Annotated in this window: 21 protein-coding genes; 11 read left to right on the top strand and 10 right to left on the bottom strand. The window is 70.7% G+C overall.

Annotated elements, in window-relative coordinates; translation table 11 throughout:
* Positions 1 to 72: 72 nt before the first annotated feature.
* Complete coding sequence (locus Aco03nite_RS36775) at positions 73 to 783, bottom strand: FKBP-type peptidyl-prolyl cis-trans isomerase (RefSeq protein ID WP_203804555.1); 711 nt, start codon at positions 781 to 783, stop codon at positions 73 to 75.
* A gap of 79 nt (positions 784 to 862) precedes the next feature.
* Complete coding sequence (locus Aco03nite_RS36770) at positions 863 to 1,990, bottom strand: zinc-dependent alcohol dehydrogenase family protein (protein ID WP_203804553.1); 1,128 nt, start codon at positions 1,988 to 1,990, stop codon at positions 863 to 865.
* Positions 1,991 to 2,072: 82 nt separating this feature from the next.
* Between Aco03nite_RS36770 and Aco03nite_RS36765 the strand changes: the two genes are divergently transcribed.
* From Aco03nite_RS36765 to Aco03nite_RS36730, 8 genes are read left to right on the top strand one after another with little or no spacing between them, the layout of a single operon-like run.
* Positions 2,073 to 2,414, top strand: a complete 342-nt coding sequence (locus Aco03nite_RS36765; protein ID WP_239145739.1) for a PadR family transcriptional regulator — start codon at positions 2,073 to 2,075, stop codon at positions 2,412 to 2,414.
* Positions 2,407 to 3,507, top strand: coding sequence for a hypothetical protein (locus Aco03nite_RS36760; RefSeq protein ID WP_203804551.1), 1,101 nt, complete (start codon positions 2,407 to 2,409; stop codon positions 3,505 to 3,507). The genes Aco03nite_RS36765 and Aco03nite_RS36760 overlap by 8 nt, the downstream gene beginning before the upstream one ends.
* Before the next feature lie 20 nt (positions 3,508 to 3,527).
* Positions 3,528 to 4,595 (top strand): NAD-dependent epimerase/dehydratase family protein, encoded by a 1,068-nt coding sequence (locus Aco03nite_RS36755; protein ID WP_203804549.1) that lies wholly within the window; start codon positions 3,528 to 3,530, stop codon positions 4,593 to 4,595.
* Positions 4,592 to 5,734, top strand: a complete 1,143-nt coding sequence (locus Aco03nite_RS36750; RefSeq protein WP_203804547.1) for a glycosyltransferase — start codon at positions 4,592 to 4,594, stop codon at positions 5,732 to 5,734. The genes Aco03nite_RS36755 and Aco03nite_RS36750 overlap by 4 nt, the downstream gene beginning before the upstream one ends.
* Before the next feature lie 12 nt (positions 5,735 to 5,746).
* Positions 5,747 to 6,463: a hypothetical protein gene (locus tag Aco03nite_RS36745; protein ID WP_203804544.1), complete on the top strand. Its 717-nt coding sequence runs from the start codon at positions 5,747 to 5,749 to the stop codon at positions 6,461 to 6,463.
* A gap of 50 nt (positions 6,464 to 6,513) precedes the next feature.
* A complete protein-coding gene (locus tag Aco03nite_RS36740) occupies positions 6,514 to 6,798 on the top strand; it encodes a hypothetical protein (RefSeq protein WP_203804541.1) in 285 nt (94 codons plus the stop codon).
* Positions 6,798 to 7,886, top strand: coding sequence for a glycosyltransferase family 4 protein (locus tag Aco03nite_RS36735; RefSeq protein ID WP_203804538.1), 1,089 nt, complete (start codon positions 6,798 to 6,800; stop codon positions 7,884 to 7,886). The genes Aco03nite_RS36740 and Aco03nite_RS36735 overlap by 1 nt, the downstream gene beginning before the upstream one ends.
* The gene (locus Aco03nite_RS36730; protein WP_203804535.1) at positions 7,883 to 8,704 is read left to right on the top strand and encodes a hypothetical protein; all 822 of its coding nucleotides are present in this window, start codon (positions 7,883 to 7,885) and stop codon (positions 8,702 to 8,704) included. The genes Aco03nite_RS36735 and Aco03nite_RS36730 overlap by 4 nt, the downstream gene beginning before the upstream one ends.
* Here the strand turns inward: Aco03nite_RS36730 and Aco03nite_RS36725 are convergent.
* Together Aco03nite_RS36725 and Aco03nite_RS36720 are read right to left on the bottom strand one after the other, a co-directional pair.
* Positions 8,686 to 9,402, bottom strand: a complete 717-nt coding sequence (locus Aco03nite_RS36725; RefSeq protein WP_203804532.1) for a hypothetical protein — start codon at positions 9,400 to 9,402, stop codon at positions 8,686 to 8,688. The two genes, Aco03nite_RS36730 and Aco03nite_RS36725, sit on opposite strands and share 19 nt — an antisense overlap.
* A 162-nt stretch (positions 9,403 to 9,564) precedes the next feature.
* Entirely contained in the window at positions 9,565 to 10,269 is a 705-nt protein-coding gene (locus tag Aco03nite_RS36720) for a hypothetical protein (protein WP_203804530.1), read from the bottom strand.
* Positions 10,270 to 10,386: 117 nt separating this feature from the next.
* On the opposite strand from Aco03nite_RS36720, the gene Aco03nite_RS36715 reads away from it, so the two are divergent.
* Positions 10,387 to 11,070 carry a hypothetical protein gene (locus Aco03nite_RS36715; protein WP_203804529.1) on the top strand — a complete coding sequence of 228 codons (684 nt, stop codon included), beginning with the start codon at positions 10,387 to 10,389 and terminating at the stop codon, positions 11,068 to 11,070.
* Between the two features lie 283 nt (positions 11,071 to 11,353).
* On the opposite strand, the gene Aco03nite_RS36710 is transcribed toward Aco03nite_RS36715, so the two are convergent.
* The 5 genes from Aco03nite_RS36710 to Aco03nite_RS36690 form a co-directional block, all read right to left on the bottom strand.
* A complete protein-coding gene (locus Aco03nite_RS36710) occupies positions 11,354 to 12,397 on the bottom strand; it encodes an NAD(P)-dependent alcohol dehydrogenase (RefSeq protein WP_203804600.1) in 1,044 nt (347 codons plus the stop codon).
* A gap of 70 nt (positions 12,398 to 12,467) precedes the next feature.
* The gene (locus Aco03nite_RS36705) at positions 12,468 to 13,346 is read right to left on the bottom strand and encodes a helix-turn-helix transcriptional regulator (protein WP_203804527.1); all 879 of its coding nucleotides are present in this window, start codon (positions 13,344 to 13,346) and stop codon (positions 12,468 to 12,470) included.
* 213 nt (positions 13,347 to 13,559) lie between these two features.
* Positions 13,560 to 14,540: a HEAT repeat domain-containing protein gene (locus Aco03nite_RS36700; protein ID WP_203804525.1), complete on the bottom strand. Its 981-nt coding sequence runs from the start codon at positions 14,538 to 14,540 to the stop codon at positions 13,560 to 13,562.
* A gap of 341 nt (positions 14,541 to 14,881) precedes the next feature.
* Positions 14,882 to 16,078 carry a sporulation protein gene (locus Aco03nite_RS36695; protein ID WP_203804523.1) on the bottom strand — a complete coding sequence of 399 codons (1,197 nt, stop codon included), beginning with the start codon at positions 16,076 to 16,078 and terminating at the stop codon, positions 14,882 to 14,884.
* Positions 16,079 to 16,168: 90 nt separating this feature from the next.
* On the bottom strand, positions 16,169 to 17,473 hold the full coding sequence (locus tag Aco03nite_RS36690; RefSeq protein ID WP_203804520.1) for a hemolysin family protein: 1,305 nt from the start codon (positions 17,471 to 17,473) through the stop codon (positions 16,169 to 16,171).
* Between the two features lie 352 nt (positions 17,474 to 17,825).
* Here Aco03nite_RS36690 and Aco03nite_RS36685 point away from each other — a divergent pair, with 352 nt between their 5' ends.
* Both Aco03nite_RS36685 and Aco03nite_RS36680 read left to right on the top strand, forming a co-directional pair.
* The gene (locus tag Aco03nite_RS36685; protein ID WP_203804518.1) at positions 17,826 to 18,515 is read left to right on the top strand and encodes a response regulator transcription factor; all 690 of its coding nucleotides are present in this window, start codon (positions 17,826 to 17,828) and stop codon (positions 18,513 to 18,515) included.
* 3 nt (positions 18,516 to 18,518) lie between these two features.
* On the top strand, positions 18,519 to 19,814 hold the full coding sequence (locus Aco03nite_RS36680) for a sensor histidine kinase (RefSeq protein WP_203804516.1): 1,296 nt from the start codon (positions 18,519 to 18,521) through the stop codon (positions 19,812 to 19,814).
* Between the two features lie 24 nt (positions 19,815 to 19,838).
* Here Aco03nite_RS36680 and Aco03nite_RS36675 read toward each other — a convergent pair whose 3' ends face one another.
* Entirely contained in the window at positions 19,839 to 20,813 is a 975-nt protein-coding gene (locus tag Aco03nite_RS36675; RefSeq protein WP_203804514.1) for an NADP-dependent oxidoreductase, read from the bottom strand.
* Between the last annotated feature and the right edge of the window lie 119 nt (positions 20,814 to 20,932).

The following is a 20,932-nucleotide window of genomic DNA, read 5'->3' as shown; positions in this document are numbered from 1 at the left end:
CGTGAACCAGCACCCCGGCAAACGGAGCATGGGTCACCCCGGCGGGTGTGCCGGAGTGACCCATGGGTGGGGTCAGGAGGCGGACAGGACGTCGACGACGAAGCGGAGCGCGCCGGCCGGCTGGCCACCGGACGGGCTCTCGCCATAGGCCTGGTCGGCCGGGATGTCCAGGGTGACCCGGGAGCCGACCTTGACGCCGAGCAGGCCCTTGTCCCAGCCCTGGATGACGTTGCCGGCGCCGATCGCGAAGCTGAACGCCTCGGAGCGGCTCCACGACGAGTCGAACTCCTTGCCGTCGGCATACGTCACACCGACGTAGTTGACCTCGATCGTCTGACCGGACTCGACCGCCGCGCCCTTGCCCTCGATGACAGTCGTCGTCTTCAGCGCGGAGACGGTGCCCTTGCCCGCGGTCGCGGCCGGTTTGGTGCTCAGCGCCGGGTCAGCGCCCTCCGGAACCGGCGGGAACGGTTTCGACGCGGTGCCCTCGGCGGCGGGCTCGGCGGTGGCCGCCACGGTCGGCGTCGCGGAGGAGGCGACGGTGGCCGGATCCGCCGACGTGTTGCCGATCCAGTAGACCAGCCCGACGACGAGAGCCAGCACCACCGCCGCCGCACCCAGCACGGTCAGCGTCTGACGGCGTTTCGCCAGCACGCGGGCACGGGCCTTGGCCGCCTTGGCCTCGGCGCGTTTCTCGGCCTTCGTCTTGAGCGGCGGGCCGCTCGGGGTCTTACGTGGTGGTCTGGTGGCCGCGCTGGTGCGGCTCGTCACGGAATCGGGCACCGCCCGACCTTACGACACCAGGCTGTGAAAAGTCCGACACCCAGCGTCGGTGGAACCCAACCGTCACCGGCCCGCGGCGTCAGCGCGCGGGATCGACCATCGTCATGCCCGCCACGGTCGCCTGATCGAACCCGGGCAGCAGGGCCGCCGCCTCGGCCAGGCCGATGGTCCGCTCGATCAGCCGCTGCGGTTCCAGCCGGCCCTGTTCGATCAGCGCCATCATCTCCGGATAGTCCACCGCGGCCATGCCGTGGCTGCCCAGCACGTCCAGCTCCCAGCCGATCACCCGGGCCATCGGCACCCGCGGGTGGCCGTCGACCGGCGGCAACAGCCCGATCTGCACGTGCCGGCCCCGGCGGCGCAGGCTGAGGATCGCGTCGGCGCAGGTCTGCTCGCTGCCGACCGCGTCCACCGACACGTGGCTGCCGCCGCCGGTGAGTTCGGCGACGGCGGCCGGAATATCCGTGCAGCCGGTGTCCGGACCGCGGGTGCTCGAACCGCCGGTGTCCGGACCGCGGGTGTCTGTGCCGCGGGTGTCTGTGCCGCCGGTATTCGTACCGGCGGCAAGTAGGGTTTGATCTGCTCCGAGTTCGGCGGCCACCGCGAGAGCCGCCGGGTGCCGGTCGACGGCGATCACCCGGGCGCCCAGGGCGCGGGCGATCATCACCGCGCTCAGGCCCACCCCGCCCGCGCCGATCACCGTCACCCACTCGCCCGCGGTGACCCGGGCCCGGCCGGCGAGCGCCCGGTACGCGGTGGCGAACCGGCAGCCCAGCGCGGCCGCCGCGGCGAAGTCGACGGCCGGCGGCAGCGCGACCAGGTTGGTGTCGGCGGCGTGCAGCGCCACCGACCCGGCGAACGAACCCCAGTGCGTGAACCCGGGCTGCTGCTGGTCGGGGCAGACCTGGGCCTGCCCGCTGCGGCACCACGCGCACCGGCCGCAGCCGCAGACGAACGGCACGGTCACCCGGTCACCGGGCCGCCAGCGGGTGACCGCCGGGCCGACCGCGGAGATCACACCGGCCAGCTCGTGCCCCGGGACGTGCGGCAGGGTGATCTCGTCGTGGCCCGCCCAGGCGTGCCAGTCGCTGCGGCACATGCCGGTGGCCATCACCCGGACCACCACACCGTCGTCCGGCGCGATCGGCTCGGGCACCTCCCTGACCCGGGGTTCCGAACGGATGCTGTCGAAGATCACGGCGCGCACGGACCCATCCTGCCATCTCGTCGTCCCCTTCGTTTTCCACCGGCAGATCGGTTGCATATACAGATGGTCTATAGTTCCGGTCATGGCGATGCAGGAACCGACGTTCTTCGTCCTCACCGCGCTGGTGCGCACCCCGTTGCACGGCTACGGGATCATGCAGGCGGTCGAGGAGCTGTCCGGCGGGCGGGTCAAACTCAAGGCCGGCACGCTGTACGCGGCCTTGGATCGGTTGACCGCCGAAGGCCTGATCACGGTGGACCGGGAGGAGGCCGTGGCCGGCCGGTTGCGCCGTTACTACGTGCTGTCCGACGACGGCCGGGCGGCACTCGAAGCCGCGGTGGAGCGTCTCCAGTCGAACGCGCGGGTGGCCTCCGGCCGGCTCCGCGAGGCGTTCGGCTTCATCGGGGGAGTTCAGCATGCCTGAGCTGGAGCGTTCCTACCGTCGCTGGCTGTGGGCCTATCCCGCGTTCTACCGGCGCGAGCGCGGGCTGGAGATCCTCACGACCCTGCTGGACTCGGCCGGGCCGGGGCAGACCCGGCCGTCCCGGGGCGAGGTGGCGTACCTGCTGTTGATGGGTTTGAAGTATCGGTTCGTCCCGGCGCACTGGACCGGCGCGATCGCGACCGTGCTGGTGGCGGTCTGGGTGGCCCTGGTGCTCGGCGGGGGCGGGGCGCTCGCGGTGTGGGCCGCCGCCGACCCGCAGAAACCGGATCTGGCCGTCCTCAGTGACACCCTGGCCGGGCAGGCGCCGACGTCCGTCGACGGAGCGTTGGGCGACGGCCTTCTCGACACGTCGATCACCTACCAGGCGGCCGGCGTGTTCCAGACCTTCGGTCTCGAGGGCTGGAGCGGCTCCTTCCCGGCGCCGTTCGGGGAGACCCGGTTCTACGACGGGGTCGCCGCGGGCCCGGCCGTAGTGACCGACGCCCACCGGAGCCTCGCCGCCGCGGGCTGGACGACCGGTGAGCTGCGCCCGTCCCCGTCCGGTGCGGAGACCGACCAGGTCTTCTGGGCCCAGCGGGGCGGCGTGCTGATCCGGGTGGCCGGCGTCGGCGACCGGACCGCGGTGGAGATCGGGGCCTTCCCGGTCGAGCCGGGCGGGGTGCCGGCCGGCGCGATCGCCGGGTTCGCGATCGGGCTGGTCGTGACATGGCAGCTGATGACCGCGGCGACCCACCGGATCGCCCGGACACCGTGGTCGACGCGACGACTGATCCTGCTGATCGGCCTGCCGGGGCTGGCTGCCTGCGCGGCCAACAGCGTGGACAGCGTGCTCAGCATGGTCCCCGACCTGGATGCGATCATCGACTCGGCGGGGGTGCCCGGGCGGGTGCTGATGGCGGTCGACTACATGTACCCGCTGGCCAGTCAGCTCGCCGCCCCGCTGGCCGTGGGGATCATCGCGATCTCGGCGATGTGCTGTGCCGCTCTCCTGTCGACGGCGGGTCAGCTGTGGCCGGGGTCGGCGGTGCCGCAGGCAGTTCCACAGGTGGTGCCACAGGTGGAAGAGGGCTGATGGTCGGTTAGAGTCCGGCTGTGCGGGTTGTGGTCACCGGAGCTGCGGGCTTCATCGGCAGCCATCTCGTCGACGCCCTCGCGCGAGCGGGCCACGACGTCGTGGCGGTCGACGTGGCCGGGATGCCGCGCGCTCCCGCAAGCCCCCACCCGGCCGGGGTGCCGGGTGCTCTCGCAAATCCCCACCCGGCCGGGATGCCGGGCGCTGTCGCAAATCCCCACCCGGCCGGGGTGCCGGGTGCTGTCGCAAGCCCTCGACGGGCCGGGGCGGGGGAGTGGGCGGTCTGTGACCTGGCCGTCGATGATCTCGGTGCACTTGCCGACGCTGACGTCGTTCTGCATCTGGCGGGGCGGCCCGGGGTGCGCAGCTCGTGGGGGCCCGGTGCGGCCGACGCGCACCGCGACAACGTGGTGGCTACCCGGCGGCTGCTGGAAGCCTGCGCGTCGACCCGGCCCCGGTTCGTGCTGGCGTCCAGCTCGTCGGTCTACGGGGACGCCACCCGGCCCTGCACCGAGGACGACCCGGTCGATCCGCGCAGCCCCTACGCGCGGTCGAAAGCCGAGGCCGAGCAGCTCGTCGCCGCGGCCGGCAACACGGTGATCCTGCGGTACTTCTCGGTCTACGGCCCGCGGCAACGACCCGACATGGCGTTCCACCGGTTCATCGAGGCGGCGCTGGACGGGACGCCGGCTCCGCTCTACGGCGACGGCGGGCAGAGCCGGTCCTTCACCTACGTGGGCGACGTGGTGGACGCGACGATCCGGGCCGCCACCACTGCGCTGCCCGATGGCACGATCATCAACGTCGGGAACCCGGAGAGCACCACGCTGCGCGACGCTCTGGACCGGATCACCACGCTGACCGGCACCGCACCACCGACGGTGGCGAAGGACCCGGCGCCCGGCGACGTGCACCGGACCTGGGCCGGCACCGCACGGGCCACCGCCCTGCTCGGCTGGACCGCGGGCACCGGCCTGGACGAGGGGCTCCGGCGGCAGGTGACCTGGCACCGGCAGCGGCGCAGCGGAGCGCCGGCACGACCGCGGAGCGGGGCACCGGCACGACCGCGGAGCGGGGCGCCGGCATGACCGGACACCGCGGGCATCGGGCCGCCTACATCGCCTTCGACAGGTTCCCGTCGGCCAAGGGCTCGGCGGTGCACATCCGGCACATGGCCGCCGAGCTGTTCGAGCGGTACCGGGGCGGGCTGCTGTGTGTGCTCGGCGGCCCGGATCTGCCCGCCTACCAGCGGGAGGGCGATGTCGAGATCGTCCGGTTCACCGAGGTCGTCCCGAACCTGCTGGACCGGGCGCAGGCGTTCTCGGCCTGGGTGGCCGAGCAGCTCGCGCCGTATCACGACACCCTGGAGCTGTGTCACGTCCGCGACCCGTGGAGTGCGCTGCCCGCGCTCGGCACCGGGGCGCGACTGGTCTACGAGGCGAACGGGCTGCCGTCGATAGAGTTGCCGTACGCGTGGCCGCACGTCGCCCCGACGACCCTCGACAAGGTGCGTGAGCTGGAAGGACACTGTCTGACGGCGGCCGGCGCGGTGGTCGTTCCGTCGTACGTCATCAAGGAAGCGGTGACCGCCCGCGGCGTCGAACCGGACCGCGTGGTTCTGATCCCGAACGGCGCCGACCCGGTCCCGGCCGACCTGCCCCGGCCCGCCGCCGCCCCCGGCCGTTACCTGATCTACGTCGGCGCGGTGCAGCCGTGGCAGGGCGTGGACGTGCTGTTGCGGGCGTTCGCCCGGCTCGCCGACCTGCCCGATCTGACGCTGGTGATCTGCTCGTCGGTGGCTCCGTCCCGGACCCGCCGGCTGCGCGGCCTCGCCGAGCGCCTGGACCTGCGCACCCACTGGGAGCACATGCTGCCGCACGACGAGGTGGCGGCCTGGCTGACTCACGCCGAGCTGTCGGTGGCCCCGCTGACCGCGACCCCGCGCAACCTGGAGCAGGGCTGCAGCCCGATCAAGGTGTGGGAGTCGATGGCCGCCGGGACCGCGGTGGTGGCCTCGGACCTGCCGGTGATCCGCGAGGTGCTGGGGGACTGCGGCCGGCTGGTCCCGCCGGACCGTCCGGCCGAGCTGGCGCGGGCCATCCGGGTGCTGCTGGAGTACCCGGATCTCGGCCGGGAGCTGGGCGAGCGCTCCCGGGGGCGGGTGCGGGGCTGGCAGCATGCCCGGGATCAGCTGTCCGGCGTATACGACCGGGTCACGGCCCACTGATAGCGTCCGATCATGTTCTTCTGGGGCAAGCAGAAGGCCGCCATCGCGGAGTTCCATCCGCTGCACCAGGCCCTCATCCACGAGCGCGGTCTGCGTGGCACGCTGCCCGCGTCCGCCTGGCTCGCGGTGACGGCCAGCCTCGGGCGCCATGCCGGGCTGGTCAGCCGGACGAAATGGGCGCTGCCGGCACGTACTCTCGACGTGCTCGTGCCGTTGATCCAGGAGGTCTGCTCCGATCTCGGCCCGAAGGGAATGCTGTCGCTGGTCGTGGATCTGCGCGGCGCCCATGCGCCGGGAAAGAGCCATCCGTCGCGGCAATTGCCGGTGCGGCCGCCGATCCGGTCGGTGGTCGAGACGTGGAGCATCGACCCGTGGCTGACCATGGTCGCCCATCTGCGGGACGGCAGCACTCTGGAGATCCTGGTGGTCGACCGGGAACGGCACCGGCGGATCACCAAACGCAATTTCCGCAACAAGACCAAGACCAAGAGCAAAATCAAAAAGGTTCAGATCATTCGCGTACGTCGGAAGCTGGCTCCCGTGACCCGGGGTGTGCGGCCGTCGTCCCCGCCGCCACCCTGGATCGCCGTGACCGTGCAGGACGGGGAGCGGCGTGCCATCTCGGCCTCCGCCAAGCTCAGCACTCCGCAGAGCGCCCAGGACCAGATCGACCGGATCCTGACCGTGGCCACCGAACCGTTCCGCTGGACCCCGCGAGGACTGTCATGACGCCGTGTGCCGTCACCACCGGATTCTTCACCCTCGGGAAATGCGGTCAAATGGCCGTCGCCGGATGCCCGGGGTGCGGGCGGGCGCTGTGTGCCGATCATATTGCCGAGGGCGGATTGTGCCCGGAATGCGCGGCGTCCCGGAATCAGTTCGGGCATCCGGCGTCGGCTGCCGCGTACCGGCGCCGCCGTTACCGGCATTCGTCGTCCTCGGCCTATCAGGACACCCTGTGGTACACGAGTTTCGACGCTTTCGACCGGGCCGCTTTCGACCCGCACGCCGGCGCGGATCAGGATTATCTCGACGACGGTGACGACGCCCTGGTGGACAGCTGATGCGGCTGCTCTGGGTGACGGAGAACTTCCCGCCCAGTCCCGGGGGAATGGCCAACTCGTGCGACCGGATCGTCCGGGGACTGCGCGCGGCCGGGGTCGGGGTGGACGTGGTCCATCTGAGCCGGCGGTCGTCCCCGCAGAAACTCGACGGGGTCCGGGTGGTGCCGTTGGGTGAGGACCCGGAACACGCGTTACGGCAGTTGTGGACGATTCTCGAACCGTCGATGGGCGACTATTCGCACGTGGTCGCGTTCGGCGGCACCTATCCGATGCTGTCCGCGCCGGTGTATGCCGCCTGGGCCGGGTTGCCGCTGGTCACGCTGTTGCGGGGGAACGACTTCGACACCGGGATGTTCTCGTTGCGGCGGCAGCCGGTGGTGCTGGAGGGATTGCGGGCGTCGGCGCACGTCTGTGTCGTGGCGTCCGGAACGGGGCCGCTGGTGTCCCGGGTCGCGCCGGGCACCCCGGTTTCCTGGGTGGCCAACGGGATCGACACCACCGAATGGGCTCTGCTGCCTTCCGAGCGGGAGAAAGCACAACTCTGGCGTACCGAAAATGTTCCTCGAGGGCGCCGGACCCTCGGTTTGATCGGCCATCTCAAGAGCAAGAAGGGTGTCCGGTTGCTGCTGGACGCGCTGTCGATCGGGCGGAGTCCGGAGCGTTTCCACCTGATTCTGGCGGGGGAGTTGGAGCCCGGCGTCGAGGAGTGGCTCTCGGCTCACCCGGACATCTCGTACAACATCCTGCCTTTTCAGGATCGTTACCAGCTGCTCGGGGTCTACGCCGCCTGCGATCTGGTCGCCCTGCCCTCCTTCTACGACGGGCTGCCCAACGTGGCGCTGGAGGCCGCCGCGCTCGGTGTGCCGCTGCTCGCCTCGGACGCCGGTGGGCTCGCCGACCTGGTCGACGACGAGATCGGTTTCCGGTTCCCGGCCGGTGACCCGCACGCCTGCCGGGCCGCCGTGCACCGGGCCGCCGAGGCCGACCTGACGTCCCGGGGCGCCGCCGCGGCCCGCCGGGTCCGGGAACGATTCACCGTCGCGGCGGAGACCGAGGGCTACCTGAAGGTCCTCGCGGCCAGCCGGTGATCGTCTGCTACGCCCAGGGCGGTGGGCTCGGTCACCTGACCCGGATCCGCGCCTACCTGCACACCGTCCACGCCGACGAGCCCGCGACCATCCTCAGCACGTCGCCGTTCGCCGCCGACCCGCGGATCCTAGGACCGCATCGGCTGCTCCCCGCCGCCGCGCTCGGTGACCTCAGGCCGTCGGTGCTGGTGGTGGACGCCTTCCCGGCGGGGCTCTCCGGCGACCTCACCGCGGACCGGATCCCGGCCGGCACCACCACGGTCCACCTGGCCCGGCTGCTGCGCTGGGACGCGTACCGCCCGCTGCTCCCAGCGAACCCGATCCGGTTCGACCGCACCTGGCTCATCGAGGACCTCGCCCCCGCCCACCGCGCGAGCCTGACCGGCGCGATCGCCCCGCTCACCCTCGTCGACCCGCCCGCCCCGGCACTCCCCGCCCTGCCGCCCGGCTCCTGGCTGGTCCTGCATTCCGGCCCGGCGAGCGAGATCAACGACCTGCTGTCGTACGCCCGGGACTGCGCCGCCGCCGAGAACGCCCACCCACGGCTGATCCTGGTATCACCGCAGCCCCCGCCCGGCCTGCCCGCCGACGTCGAGCACGTCGACGCGTACCCGGCCCGCTCGTTGTTCGCCTCCGCCGACCGGATCGTGACCGCGGCCGGTTTCAACGCCGTCCGCCAGACCGGGCCGTGGCGCGCCAAGCACCTGATGCTCCCGTTCCCCCGCCGCTGGGACGACCAGTTCGCCCGGGCCGCCCTCGCCCGGGCCGCCCACGCCAGGTCCGCCCACGCCCGGCCTGGCTACGACGCCGGGCGCTGAGCGGGGATCTGGGCGATCACCGAGGTGGCCTGGCCCTCGCCGAACTCCCAGGCCGCCACCACCTGGTAGTCCTTGCGCTTCATCCAGTCGAAGCCGGGGTGGTCGGCGCCGGCGAAATGGGCGCCGTCGCCGCGGGCCGAATGCGCGTCCAGGCAGAGCATCCGCAGGTGATCGCGCAGGCCGGTGTGCGGGACGGCGGCCAGGCGCTTCTCCCACTTCGGCTTCACCCGCAGGCCGATACCGTCCGGATCGAAACCGGTCAGCTGCGGCGGGTCACCCATGGTCCAGGTGGCGGCGCGCATCGCGTCGAAGAGGGTGCCGTCGGTGTGCACGCGCAGCTCGATCCGGGCCCACTCGTCCTCGAGGTCGGCGGCGGTCAGGCCCTCCTCGGCGAGCACCCGGCCCACCTTGGCGCCGGAACGGGACCGCAGCAGCTTCGGCACGTCGGCCTCGATCAGGAACATCGAACGCCCCAGGTCGACCGGCCACACGTGGGAGGAGAACGTCCCGTCCACACCCGCCGACGGCGGGAGGATCTCGCCCCGGGTCAGCAGCCCCAGGTCGAAGTCCCCGTGGAAGAACTCCGACGACTGCATGTCGTCCCAGTGATAGAGCGCATAGGTCGCCTCGGCGTCGAAATCGGTGAGCGGCCGGCGCAGCAGAATCTCGAAAGCCTGTGCCAGGTCGTGGTCCGACATCTGTGGTTCCTCCGTCGCGGTGCCTGGTGGATCGGGGTCGCGTTACTTGCCGGGCCGGGGCCGGGTGCTCCGGTAGGCCGGGTGCCCTGGTGGGCCAGGTGCCCTGGTGGGCCAGGTGCCCTGGTGGGCCAGGTGCCCTGGTGGCCGGCGTGCAACCGTAGCTCAGGACCGCTTCGCCGGGATCTGTACGACGAGCGACGTCGCCTCGGATTCACCGAAGCTCCACGCGGCGATGACCCGATAGCCCTTTGCTGACATCCAGGGAAAGCCCGGATGCCGCCGGCCGAGGAACCGGGCGCCGGCCCCGCGCGCCGACTCGGCGGTCAGGCACAACTCGCGCAGGTGATCACGGAGGCCGGGATCGGGGATCGCGGCCAGCCGGCGTTCCCACTTCGGCTCGACGGTCAGCGCCGGATCCAGGCCACCGTCGCCGAAGGCCCGGTTCGTCCAGGTCGCGGCGCGCATCGCGTCGAACAGGGTGCCGTCGGTGTGGATCCGCAGGTCGACGCTGACCCACTCCTCGGACAGGTCGACCGGGTCGCGGCGCAGCACCTTGCCGACCTTGGTGCCGCGACGGTGCCGCCACAGGGAATCCGGCACGTCGTCGGCCTCGATCAGGAACACCGACCGGCCCAGATCGACCTGCCACAGCCCCGGGAAGCCGGTGTCGGCGAGTCCGGGCACCCCGTCGAACGGCTGCCCGACGATCTCGCCCCGGGCCAGCAGATCCAGATCGAGATCCTCGTCGAAGAACGCATCGGTGACGCTGTTGTCCTGGCGATACAGGGCGTACGTCGCGTTCGGCTCGAAATCGGTCAGCGGGCGGCGCAGCAGGGTCTCGAAAGCGTGAGTCAGCTCCGGGTTCATGGCAGCTGTATAGCGGCCCCCACCAGCCAGGCGCGCGTCGGCTCCCGGGACGTGTTCCGGAATCGAGGTGTCAACCGGAAAATCGGTGGGCAATTTGTGGTCATGAGGACAACATCGATGCGTTTTGCGGTAGGTGCCGGTCTGCTCACCGTCTCCCTGGCCGGATGTGCTTCCGGCGCCGGGAACACGGCGTCGAGCGGCTCGGTCCCGTCGCCGGTCTCCGCGTCGGCGGAGTCGGAATCGAGCACGGCCGCGGTCAGCGGGATCCCGGCCGAGGCCCTGCTGCAGCCGGACGACACACGCGGCGCCACCGCCGAGCCGTTGGAGAAGGGCGACTTCCCGCATGTACGGCCGTTGCGGCCCTGTGGCACCGACCCGTACCCGAGCGACGGCACCCGGACCGACGCGGTGGCGATGCGGTACACCGTTCCCGGCAGCGAGCAGGGCAGCACCCCGTCGACGGTGGTCGAGTTCGTCGGCCGGCACGAGGCGGGCGGGGCCGCCGCCCAGTTCACCGAGATCAGCGCGGCCCTGGAGAAGTGCCCGGGCGGCCTGGGCAAGGACCAGCACCAGTGGACCGTCATCGAATCCGACGACGACTCGGTACTGGTGAAGATCGAACAGAGGTTCAGCTACGCCGACGAGGCCCCCGCGACGGTGGCCCAGTACGCGGCCCTGTCGAAGGTGAACGACACGGTCCTGGTGGTAACCGACCTGGGCTGGGAAAACATGGACGGCTCAGAAAAGCTGGTCCGAGACCTGATCGAAAAGGCCGAAAAGCGAGCCGCCACCATCAAGTAACAAACCCCAACGCCACAACCGACCGGGGCCGCAGTCAAGCGCTCACTCGACCGCGGCCCCATCACGTCAAATCCCGCCCCGCCTGGCCCCGGCCTGGCCCGGCTCGGCTCGGCTCGGCCTGGCCCGGCTAGGCCTGGCCCGGCTAGGCCTGGCCCGGTTCGGCTAGGCCTGGCCCGGTTCGGCTTGGCGGTGTTGCCGAGGCTTCGGTCGGCGGCCAGGCCCCGATCCCGGGGCCTGGCCCTTGTGCCGGCGCCCGGGGCGTCGGCTCAGATCGGTGGCCTGCTCAGCGCAGGGACGCGATGTCGATCACGAAGCGGTAGCGGACGTCGGACTTCAGCACCCGCTCGTAGGCGTCGTTCACCTCGTCGGCGCTGATCACCTCGACCTGCGGGGCGATGCCGCGCTCGGCGCAGAAGTCCAGCATCTCCTGGGTCTCGGCGATGCCACCGATGCTCGAACCGGCGAACGAACGCCGGTTGTTGAACAGGGTGAACACCTGAATCGGCAGCGGCTCCGGCGGCGCGCCCACGCTGACGAACGTGCCGTCCAGCCGCAGCAGGCTCAGGTAGGCGCCCATGTCGATCGGCGCGCTGACCGTGTTGATGATCAGGTCGAAGGTGTTCTTCAGCGTCTCGAACGTCGCCGGGTCACCGGTGGCGTGGTAGTGCTGCGCGCCGAAGGCCAGGCCCTCGTCCTTCTTGCTCAACGTCTGCGACAGCACGGTCACCTCGGCGCCCATCGCCACCGCGATCTTGACGCCCATGTGGCCGAGGCCACCGAGGCCGACAACCGCGACCTTCTTGCCGGGACCGGCCTTCCAGTGCGCGAGCGGCGAATACGTGGTGATCCCGGCACACAGCAGCGGCGCGGCCGCCTCGTGCGGGATCGACTCGGGCACCCGCAGCACGAAGTCCTCGACGACCACGATGTGGGTCGAGTACCCACCCTGGGTGACGGTGCCGTCCTTGTCGACGGCCGCATACGTCCCGGTGTTGCCGTCCAGGCAGTACTGCTCCATGCCGGCCTTGCAGTTCTCGCACTCCCGGCAGGAGTTGACCATGCAGCCGACGCCGACCCGGTCACCGACAGCGTGCCTGGTGACCTCGGCGCCGACCTCGGTCACGTGACCGACGATCTCGTGGCCGACGGTCAGCGGGTAGGGAACCTTGCCCCACTCGCCGCGCACGGTGTGGATGTCGGAGTGGCAGATGCCGGCGTAGGTGATCTCGATGAGGACATCGCGCGGGCCCAGGTCACGCCGTTCGATCGTGGTACGCACGAGCGGTTCGGTGGCCGAGGGCGCGGCGATGGCGTTGACGGTGAGAATGGTGTCCTCCGGTGAAGGTCTCTCGAGTGGTACCCCTCCACGAGAACACAGCGGGCCACTCCTGGGGGAGTTACTGGTGGTACACCCCTGGGGTCACCGGCTCGGCCGCCCACGACGCCAGCAGCCGCAGCCGGTCCGCGGTCGCCGAATCCGGCTCGGCGGCGTAGATGGTCATGTTCAGGTCGGACTCGGTCCGCAGATCCATCGTCTCGTAGTTCAGCTCCAGGTCGCCGACCACGTGATGCCGGAAATACTTCACACCGCTGGTGTGGATGCGCACGTTGTGGGCCTCCCATCGTCGGCGGAACTCGTCACTGCGCGCCGACAGATCGCTGACCAGCTCCTGCAGGCCCTCGTTGCACGGATCCTTGCCCTCGGCGGTACGGAGGTTGGCGACCAGCATGTCGGCGGCCAGATTCCAGTCCGGGTGGAAACGGCGCGACGCGCTGTCCAGGAACGTGAACCGGCCGAAGTTCGGGGTCACCGCGGAGTCGGCGTAGAGATCCGCATACATCGCCCGGCCCAGCAGGTTCGCCGCCACCAGGTCCTGCCGCAGGTTGACGACGATGGCCGGTGAGGTGATCGCGTCCAGCGACCACTGCAGGGCCGGCCGCAGCACCCACGGTTTCTGCTTCGACTTGCTCTCCGGCCGGCACCGGCCACCGGCCCCGTTCGCGTGCTGCGCGAGCCGCTGCAGATGAGCGCGCTCGGCGTCGTCGAGCTGTAGTGCGCGGGCGATGGCGTCGAGCACGCTCGGCGAGACCCCGGCCAGCGAGCCGCGCTCCAGCTTCGCGTAATACTCCACGCTGACCCCGGCCAGCGCCGCCACCTCACCACGGCGCAGCCCAGGCACCCGCCGCGTCCCCACCACGGGCAGCCCGGCCCGCTCCGGACTGATCTTGGCCCGTCGCGTGGTCAGGAACTCACGCACTTCCACTCGGTTGTTCACCGTTCCGACGGTACTTGGCCCCACCCCGACGAAGGAGTCCCCGTTGTTACCACCCTCGCGAAGGCTGGTAACCGGCCCGGAGCAGTCCCGTTCCAGCGGGACGACGACCGGTCGAACCAGGCTTCCTGCCGTGGAAAAGGTAGGCAGCAGGAGGGCGACCGGTCGATCCAGGCTTCCTGCCGTGGAAAACTGGGCCGGGAAGAGGCTTTGCCCTCAGTCGCGTAGCCGGATTTGAACGGCGTCGGCCATCTTTGTGGCCTGGCTTTCCTCTCCGGCCTCGTCTCCGAGCCGCCTCAGCTCCTGGTATGCCGCGGCGTCTCCATCCCGGGCCAGTACCTCCAACGCCAGCGCCCGCACCTCGGGATCCGGATCATCACGGAGCGCGGCGCTGAACCTGGCGGTCACCGGATGGTCGAAGGCGTAGCGGCAGACCCCGAGGACGGTGGCGCGGACCCGAGGATCCGGGTCCTGGGCAAAATCGGTCAGAAGATCGATCTTTTCGGGCATCGACCAGCAGATCACCCCGGCGACCCATTCGCGCACCCGAGGATCGGGATGCCCGGCATGAGCCTGGATCTCGGGAAGGTGTCCGGCGTCGTGGTATCCGGCGAACGCGCTGATCAGGCAGATGAGGACGTCGGAGTTCGTCTCCACCGGCAGGCGTGCGGCCAGGACGGCCCGCGCCTCGTCCGGACATGGCATCCCGGCGGTGGAGAACTCGTCCACCACGACAGCGGTGAACCACCGGACATCCGGATCCGGATCGTCGAGCCGAGAAAGGGCCCAGCGGACGCTGGCATCCTTGTCTTCCCGGCACATCACCTCGATCCGCCCGTCATGCCAGCCGAAGGCCGATTCCGGATCCCGTTCCACCAGCACCCGGGCCAGCAACGCATCCAACGATTCGCCTACACCGCGGCCGGGCGCGGCGTCCGCACCGTGGCCGGGCACCGCGTCCGCACCGTGATCGGGTGAGGCATCCGCAACGTGATCGAGTGAGGCATCCGCAACGTGATCGGGCGAGGCATCCGCACCGAGGTCGAGCGAGGTGTCCGCACCATGGTTGAGCGAGGTGTCCGCATCGAGGTCGGGCGAGGTGTCGATATCGAGGTCGAGCGAGGCGCCCGCATGGAGTCCTTCCACGCGGGTTGAGCCTTCGCCGCCGGATGAACCGGATGAATCCGTCGATCTCATCCGGGCCATCTTTCCGAGTCGATCCGGCGTGGGCAACGGAGATCCCGGTGCATCGGAGCGGGCGGCCCCCGCCACCCGCTCCGTCACCTCGTCAGGCCGTCACCGGCGAGAACGCCGGCCCTCACCCTTGCCGAGGAGAAGGCCGGCCCCACCGGCGACGGCACGCAGGTAAGCCCTCCCCGGACGGAAAGCCGATCGGGCTTGACTCGGCGGGAACGTCAGTCCTTGCCGGCGCCAGGCAGAAGGTCGTCCGCGCCGGCGAAGGCGTCAGGTAGACGGTCGCCTCGCGCCGGGGAAGGCGTCAGGTAGACGGTCGCCCCGCGCCGGGGAAGGCCTCAAGGTCAGTCCTCGCCCTCGTCGCCGCCCTCTTCGTCGTCGCCGAAGAACTCGTCCATGACCTCGCCGGCCACGTAACCGGCGGCCAGACCGCCGACCACGCCCATCGCCACGCCGCCCATGCCGGAACCGCCGCCGTGGCCGTGACCGCCGTGACCGTGGCCGTGGCCCTGGTAGTGGCCGTGGTGGCCGTAAGCAGGCTGACCGTAGCCGGGAGCCCCGTAAGCGGGCTGCCCGTAACCAGGCTGCATAGCCGGCTGCCCATAGCCGGGCTGACCGTACCCGGGCTGCATGCCAGGTTGGCCGTAACCGGGCTGACCGTAACCGGGCTGGCCCTGGCCATATCCGGGCTGTCCGTGACCGGGCTGGCCGTACCCCGGCTGACCGTGCGGCATCGGGGGCTGGCCGAAACCGGGCATCGCCTGGCGGCGCTCGACCGCTGAGCGCACCCAGCCGTCGACGACCGACGTCCAGTCGGTGGTGTCGGTGTCGTTGTGGGACACCGTGTAGCGGCCGAAGCTGTCGGCGCCGCCGCCACCGAACATGCCGCCGCGCTTGTCGAACTCCAGGATCACGTCGACCTGCTGCGGGCTGGTCACGAAGGTCAGCTCGACCTCGTTGACGACGTGCGCGTACTGCTGGGCCGGGAAATACTCGATCTCCTGGTAGAACGGCAGCGTCTGGTGCACGCCGGCGATCTGCCCGTACTCCAGGTCGGCGGACTTGAAGACGAAACCGAGCTGGGCGAACGCGTCCAGGATCTTCTGCTGCACGGGCAGCGGGTGGATCTGGAGCGGGTCGAGGTCGCCCTTGTCGAGCGCGCGGGCGATCGACACCTCGGTGCGCACGCCCATCACCATGCCGCGCAACGGCTGCCCATACACCGTGGTGATCGGTGTCTCCCACGGCAGGATCAGCTGGAACGGCAGGGACAGCTGCTGGCCGGCGGCGAGCCGCATCGGGCCGCTGACGGTCAGGCGGTGGAACTCGCCCGTCGCGTGGCCCTCGCCGCCGCCGTGCTCCACCTCCATCCGGGTGACCAGGCCGAGGGTGATGTGCTCGATGGCGGCGTCACTGCTGCCACCGACGAGGTTGACCTGCCCGGTGATCGGCGCGCCCGGCTGCGCGCCCGGTTGGGACAGCACCGTGTCGACACTCGGGCCACCCACCCCGAAGGCACCCAGCATCTTCTTGAAAACCACGTGAACTCCGATCAAAGCCCCAAACCACAATTTACGGTACGTAAAACTAACCGACCGTCCTGAGTGGTCGCTGAAAGGTTTGCCAGGGACTCAATCGTCCTGTGCGACCTCGGCGGGGGCGGCGGCACGCAGCCGCAGACGGGTGATGGCCCGGCCGGTGACCTCGACGACCTCGGCGGTGTGCCCGTCGATACGCACGGTCTCGCCGGTGGTGGTGGGAATGTGCCCGAGACGGGCCAGGACCAGGCCGGCGACGGTGGTGTAGTCGCCCGCGTCCAGCTCCTCCTCCTCGATCTCGACGCCGATGTCCGGCAGGTCGTGGATCGGGAAGGTGCCGGGGACCAGCATCGCCCCGTCGTCCTCGCGCACCACCGACTGCACGTCCCGGTCGGTCTCGTCGTAGATCTCGCCGACGACCTCCTCGACCAGGTCCTCCATGGTCACGATGCCGTCGATGGCGCCGCGCTCGTCGACGACCAGGGCGAACTGCTGCCGCTGGGCCCGCAGCTGGCGCAGCGCGTCGGACACCTTGAGCGTCTCCGGCAGGAACACCGCGGTGAACATGTGGTCGCGGACCAGCCCGTCGGCGGCCACCAGATCGCGCAGGTGGACCACACCGAGCACGTCGTCCAGGCCCATCGGCCCGGTCACCGGCGCCCGCGAGTGCCCGCCCTTGACCAGCCGGGTCATCGCCTCGGCGGCGGTCAGATCGGCGGGAAGAACAAGCACGTCACGACGCGGTACGAGGATCTCGCGCAGGATCCGGTCGGCGATCTCGAAGGCACCGGAGATGATCTCGCGCTGCTCGGCGGTGAAGTCCTGCTGGTTGGCGACCATGTCGCGGATCTCCTCGGTGGAGACCTCCTCGCGGCCCGCTTTCGGGTCGCCGCCGGCCAGCTTGACCACGCCGTCGGTGGACTTGCCGAGCAGCCAGATCACCGGCCGGGAGAGCGTGGCCAGCACGTCCAGCGGGCGGGCCACCAGCATCGCCCAGCCCTCGGCCCGCTGCATGGCGATCCGCTTGGGCGCCAGCTCGCCGACGACCAGCGTGAAGAACGTCAGGATCAGGGTGATCAGGAAGATCGCCACCGGTTCAGCGGCGGTGCCGAGGAAACTCAGCGGCTCGATCAGTGGCGCCGCCAGGGCGACAGCGGCGGCTGCCGAGGCGAGGAATCCCGCCAGGGTGATGCCGATCTGGATGGTGGCGAGGAACCTGTTCGGGTCGCGCGCCAGTTTGGCCAGGGTCCGCCCGGTCCGGGACTGTCGTTCGAGGCGCTGCAACTGGCTCTCCCGCAGCGAGATGAGTGCCATCTCGCTTCCCGAGAACGCCGCGTTGAGCAGCACCAGGACCACGACCAGGACGACTTGCCAACCATATCCGCCCACGGCGGACATCAACTCCACTCACACTTGAATCGACAGGGGTCTACGGTTCCGGTCGCGGTGGGAAGAGCGTCGGGAGGAGCGCTGGGAACAGCGCCGGTAAGAGCACTCGACAACGGCCGGAATGTCCGCGAACCTTATCCGACCCCGATGGGAACGGCGAACTTCTCATTCGTACACAATGATTTAGTAATTGATCTTCTGGCTTTTCCCTTGCAGTTTCCTGGCCTGTTCCTGGGGTAAAACTCACCGATTCCCAAGCTGACTCTCAGCGAGTGACGTGCGGCTCGTCGAGCACTCTCCGGAGCGGCCCGGCTCCTATAGTCGTCATCGAGCGAGGCGGCGCGAACACGGTGGCGAAGGGATGACGATGCAGGTGCTTCTGGTCGAGGACGACGACTCGATCGCGGTGCCCCTGGTGGAGGGCCTGGCGCGCTACGGCATCGTCGCACGTCATGTCGGCACCGGCGCCGAGGCGCTGGCCTCCCCACCGGTCGACCTGGTGCTGCTCGATCTCGGGCTGCCCGACATCGACGGCGTCGACGTGTGCTGGGAGCTCAACCGGACCCGCAACGTGCCGGTGATCATGCTCACCTCACGGCGCGGCGAGGCCGACCTGGTCCGCGGGTTGGAGGGCGGCGCCGACGACTACCTGGCGAAACCGTTCAGTCTGCGCGAGCTGGTGGCCCGGATCCGGGCCGTCGACAGGCGCTCCCGGGCCGCGGCGGTGGAGCGCGCCCCGGTCGGGGTGGCGGCCGAGCCCGACGTCCGTACCATCGGTGGCCTGGTCATCGACCGCACCACCCGCGAGGTCAGTGTCGGCGGCACCCCGGTGCCGCTCGCCCCGAAGGAGTACGACCTGCTCGACATGCTCGCCGCCCGCCCCGGCGCGGTGGTGCTGCGGCAGAAACTCCTGGAGCAGGTGTGGGCGACCGCCGAGGGCCGCGGCAAGACCCTCGACTTCCACATCGCGGCGCTGCGCAAGAAACTCGGTGACCCCGCGTGGATCGAGACGCGGCGCGGGGTGGGGTTCCGGCTCGTCGCGCTGGACTGACCGATGATCCGCCGTCTCCTTCTCAGCCACCTCACCCTGGTGCTGCTGGTCCTGGTCGCGCTCGCGATCCCGCTCGGCTACGTGTTCCAGAGCAGCGAGCAGCAGCAGGCGCTGCGGCAGCTGGAGCGCGAGGCCGAGGTTCTCGCGTCGTACGTGGACGCCGAACTGGACGAGGCCGACGCGGACGGCGCCGAGCAGATCGCCCGCGCATCGGCCGAGCGCTGGCGTGGCCGGGTCGAGCTGTTCGACGCCGGCGGCAACCGGGTCTTCAGCACCGCGCCGCCCGAGGAGGGCGTGTCGCTGATGTCGGCGGAGGTTCCGGTCAACCCCGGCAAACCCTCCTTGGGTACGGTCCGGGTCAGTGTCCCCTCCAGCACCCTGCTCGCCCAGGTCCAGCAGTTCTGGGCGCTGCTCGCGGTCGCGTCGGTCGCGGTCCTGGCGTTGAGTGTGGCCGTGGCGTACGCGCTGGCCACCTGGATCGGCAAACCGGTGCGCCTGCTGGAGAAAGCCACCCGGCAGCTCGCCGACGACACCGGGCCGGCCGTCGTCCCGGGCGCGGCCGGGCCACCCGAGCTGCGGCGGCTCGCCGAGACGTTCAACCGGACGGCCGCCCGGCTGCACAGCGTCCTGGAGGCCCGCGGATCCTTCGTCGAGCACGCGTCCCACCAGCTCAAGAGCCCGCTCGCCGCGCTCCGGCTGCGCCTGGAGAACCTGGAGCCGGACGTCGCCCCGGCCGGGGTCGCCAACCTGGACGCGGCTCTCGGCGAGACCGAACGGCTCGACAAGCTGGTCAACACGCTGCTGGACCTGACGCTGATAGAGCGCCGGGAGGAGACCCCCGAGCCGGTCGACCTGGCCGCCGGGACCGTGGAGCGGGCCGAGATCTGGCAGCCCCTCGCGGCGGAGCGGGGCGTGACCGTGGTGGCGCGTACCGGAAAACCGGTCTGGGTCTCGGCGGTCTCCGGCAGTGTCGAGCAGATCCTCGACAACCTGATCTCCAACGCCCTGATCGTGGCGCCGTCCGGCAGCGAGATCACCCTGACCGCCGTCCGGATCGCGGGCGGCCGGGTCGAACTGCACGTCACCGACGCCGGGCCGGGCCTGCCGGACGGGCAGCGGGAGCAGGCGCTCGAACCGTTCTGGCGCGCGCCCGGCGCCCCGCGCGGCGGCAGCGGCCTCGGCCTGGCCCTGGTCCGCAAACTGGCCGAGGCCGACGGCGGCGGAGTCCGCCTGGACCCCGCCGTCCCGACCGGCATCGACGCGATCGTCACACTGACGGCACATCCACCCCCATCGTGACGAGCCCCTTCGCCGACGCGGTTGTCACGCTGGCGGCGCGTCCGCGTCCATCGTGACGACGACCTTGCCGAGTGGGTGTCCGGTGCTGTAGTTGATCGCGGCCTGTACCGCGTCGTTCAGGGAATGGCGTGCGGCGATGACTGCGGTCAGGTCGCCGGCGGCGACCGCGCGCATGTCGCTGTGCGTGCCGCTGAGGTCCATCACGAAATGGACCTCGATGTCGTCGCGGCCGATCTGTTCCGGGGACAGCGGCGGGAAGATGATCGACACGAACCGGCCGCCGGGGCGCAGCGCCGCTACCGCGGGGGCGAGGGCGTCGGCGAAGAGCGTCAGGTTCAGGACCACGTCGACGTCGGTGGGGTAGTCGGTGTAACCGGTGATCTCGTGTGCGCCCAGTTCCCCCAGGAAGCGGCCGCGCTCCGCACCGGACGCGGTGGCGATCACCGTGGCGCCGGCCTTGGCCAGCAGCGGCAGCACTACCGTGCCGACACCGCCTGTCGCGCCGATGACCAGGACCCGGTCGCCCGGGCCGATCGCCGCGACGTGCATGATCGCCAGCGCGGTCGCGCCCGGGATGGCCAGGGCGGCGGCCTGATCGGCGGGCAGCTCCGGCGGGCGGTGGGCGAGCATCGGGGTGTCGGCTTCGAAGACCGCGTACTCGGCCAGCGCGCCGGTGCTCAGCGACGGGCGGGTGGGTGCGGCGGCGATGCTCAGTGCCCGGGGCAGGGCCTGGCCGAAGACCTCGTCGCCGACCCGGTAGGCGGTGACGCCCGGGCCGGTCTCGGTGACGGTTCCGGCGAAGTCGGTGCCGAGGACATACGGGAACTCCAGCTCGACCATGGCCCGGAAGCCGCCGGCGGTCGCTCTGATGTCGGTCGGGTTGATGGTGGCGGCGGCGATGCGCACCTGGATCTGGCCGGGGCCGGGCCGGGGGATCGGCAGGTCGGCGACTACCAGATCGGCGGGCTGTCCATAGCCGGTGGCGACGAGGGCTTTCACGGTTTCTCCTTGGAGGGGTGTGCGACGACAAGAGAGCGAACGGCGACAAAAGAGCGAACGGCGGGATGAGAGCGGACGACGGCAAGAGAGCGGACGACGGCGAGGGCGGACGGGCGGCA

The organism is Actinoplanes couchii, from assembly GCF_016862075.1.
GTDB classification, from domain to species: Bacteria; Actinomycetota; Actinomycetes; order Mycobacteriales; family Micromonosporaceae; genus Actinoplanes; species Actinoplanes couchii.
The sequence above is the reverse complement of the archived record's forward strand: the minus strand, read 5'-3'. Positions and strand labels throughout refer to the sequence as shown.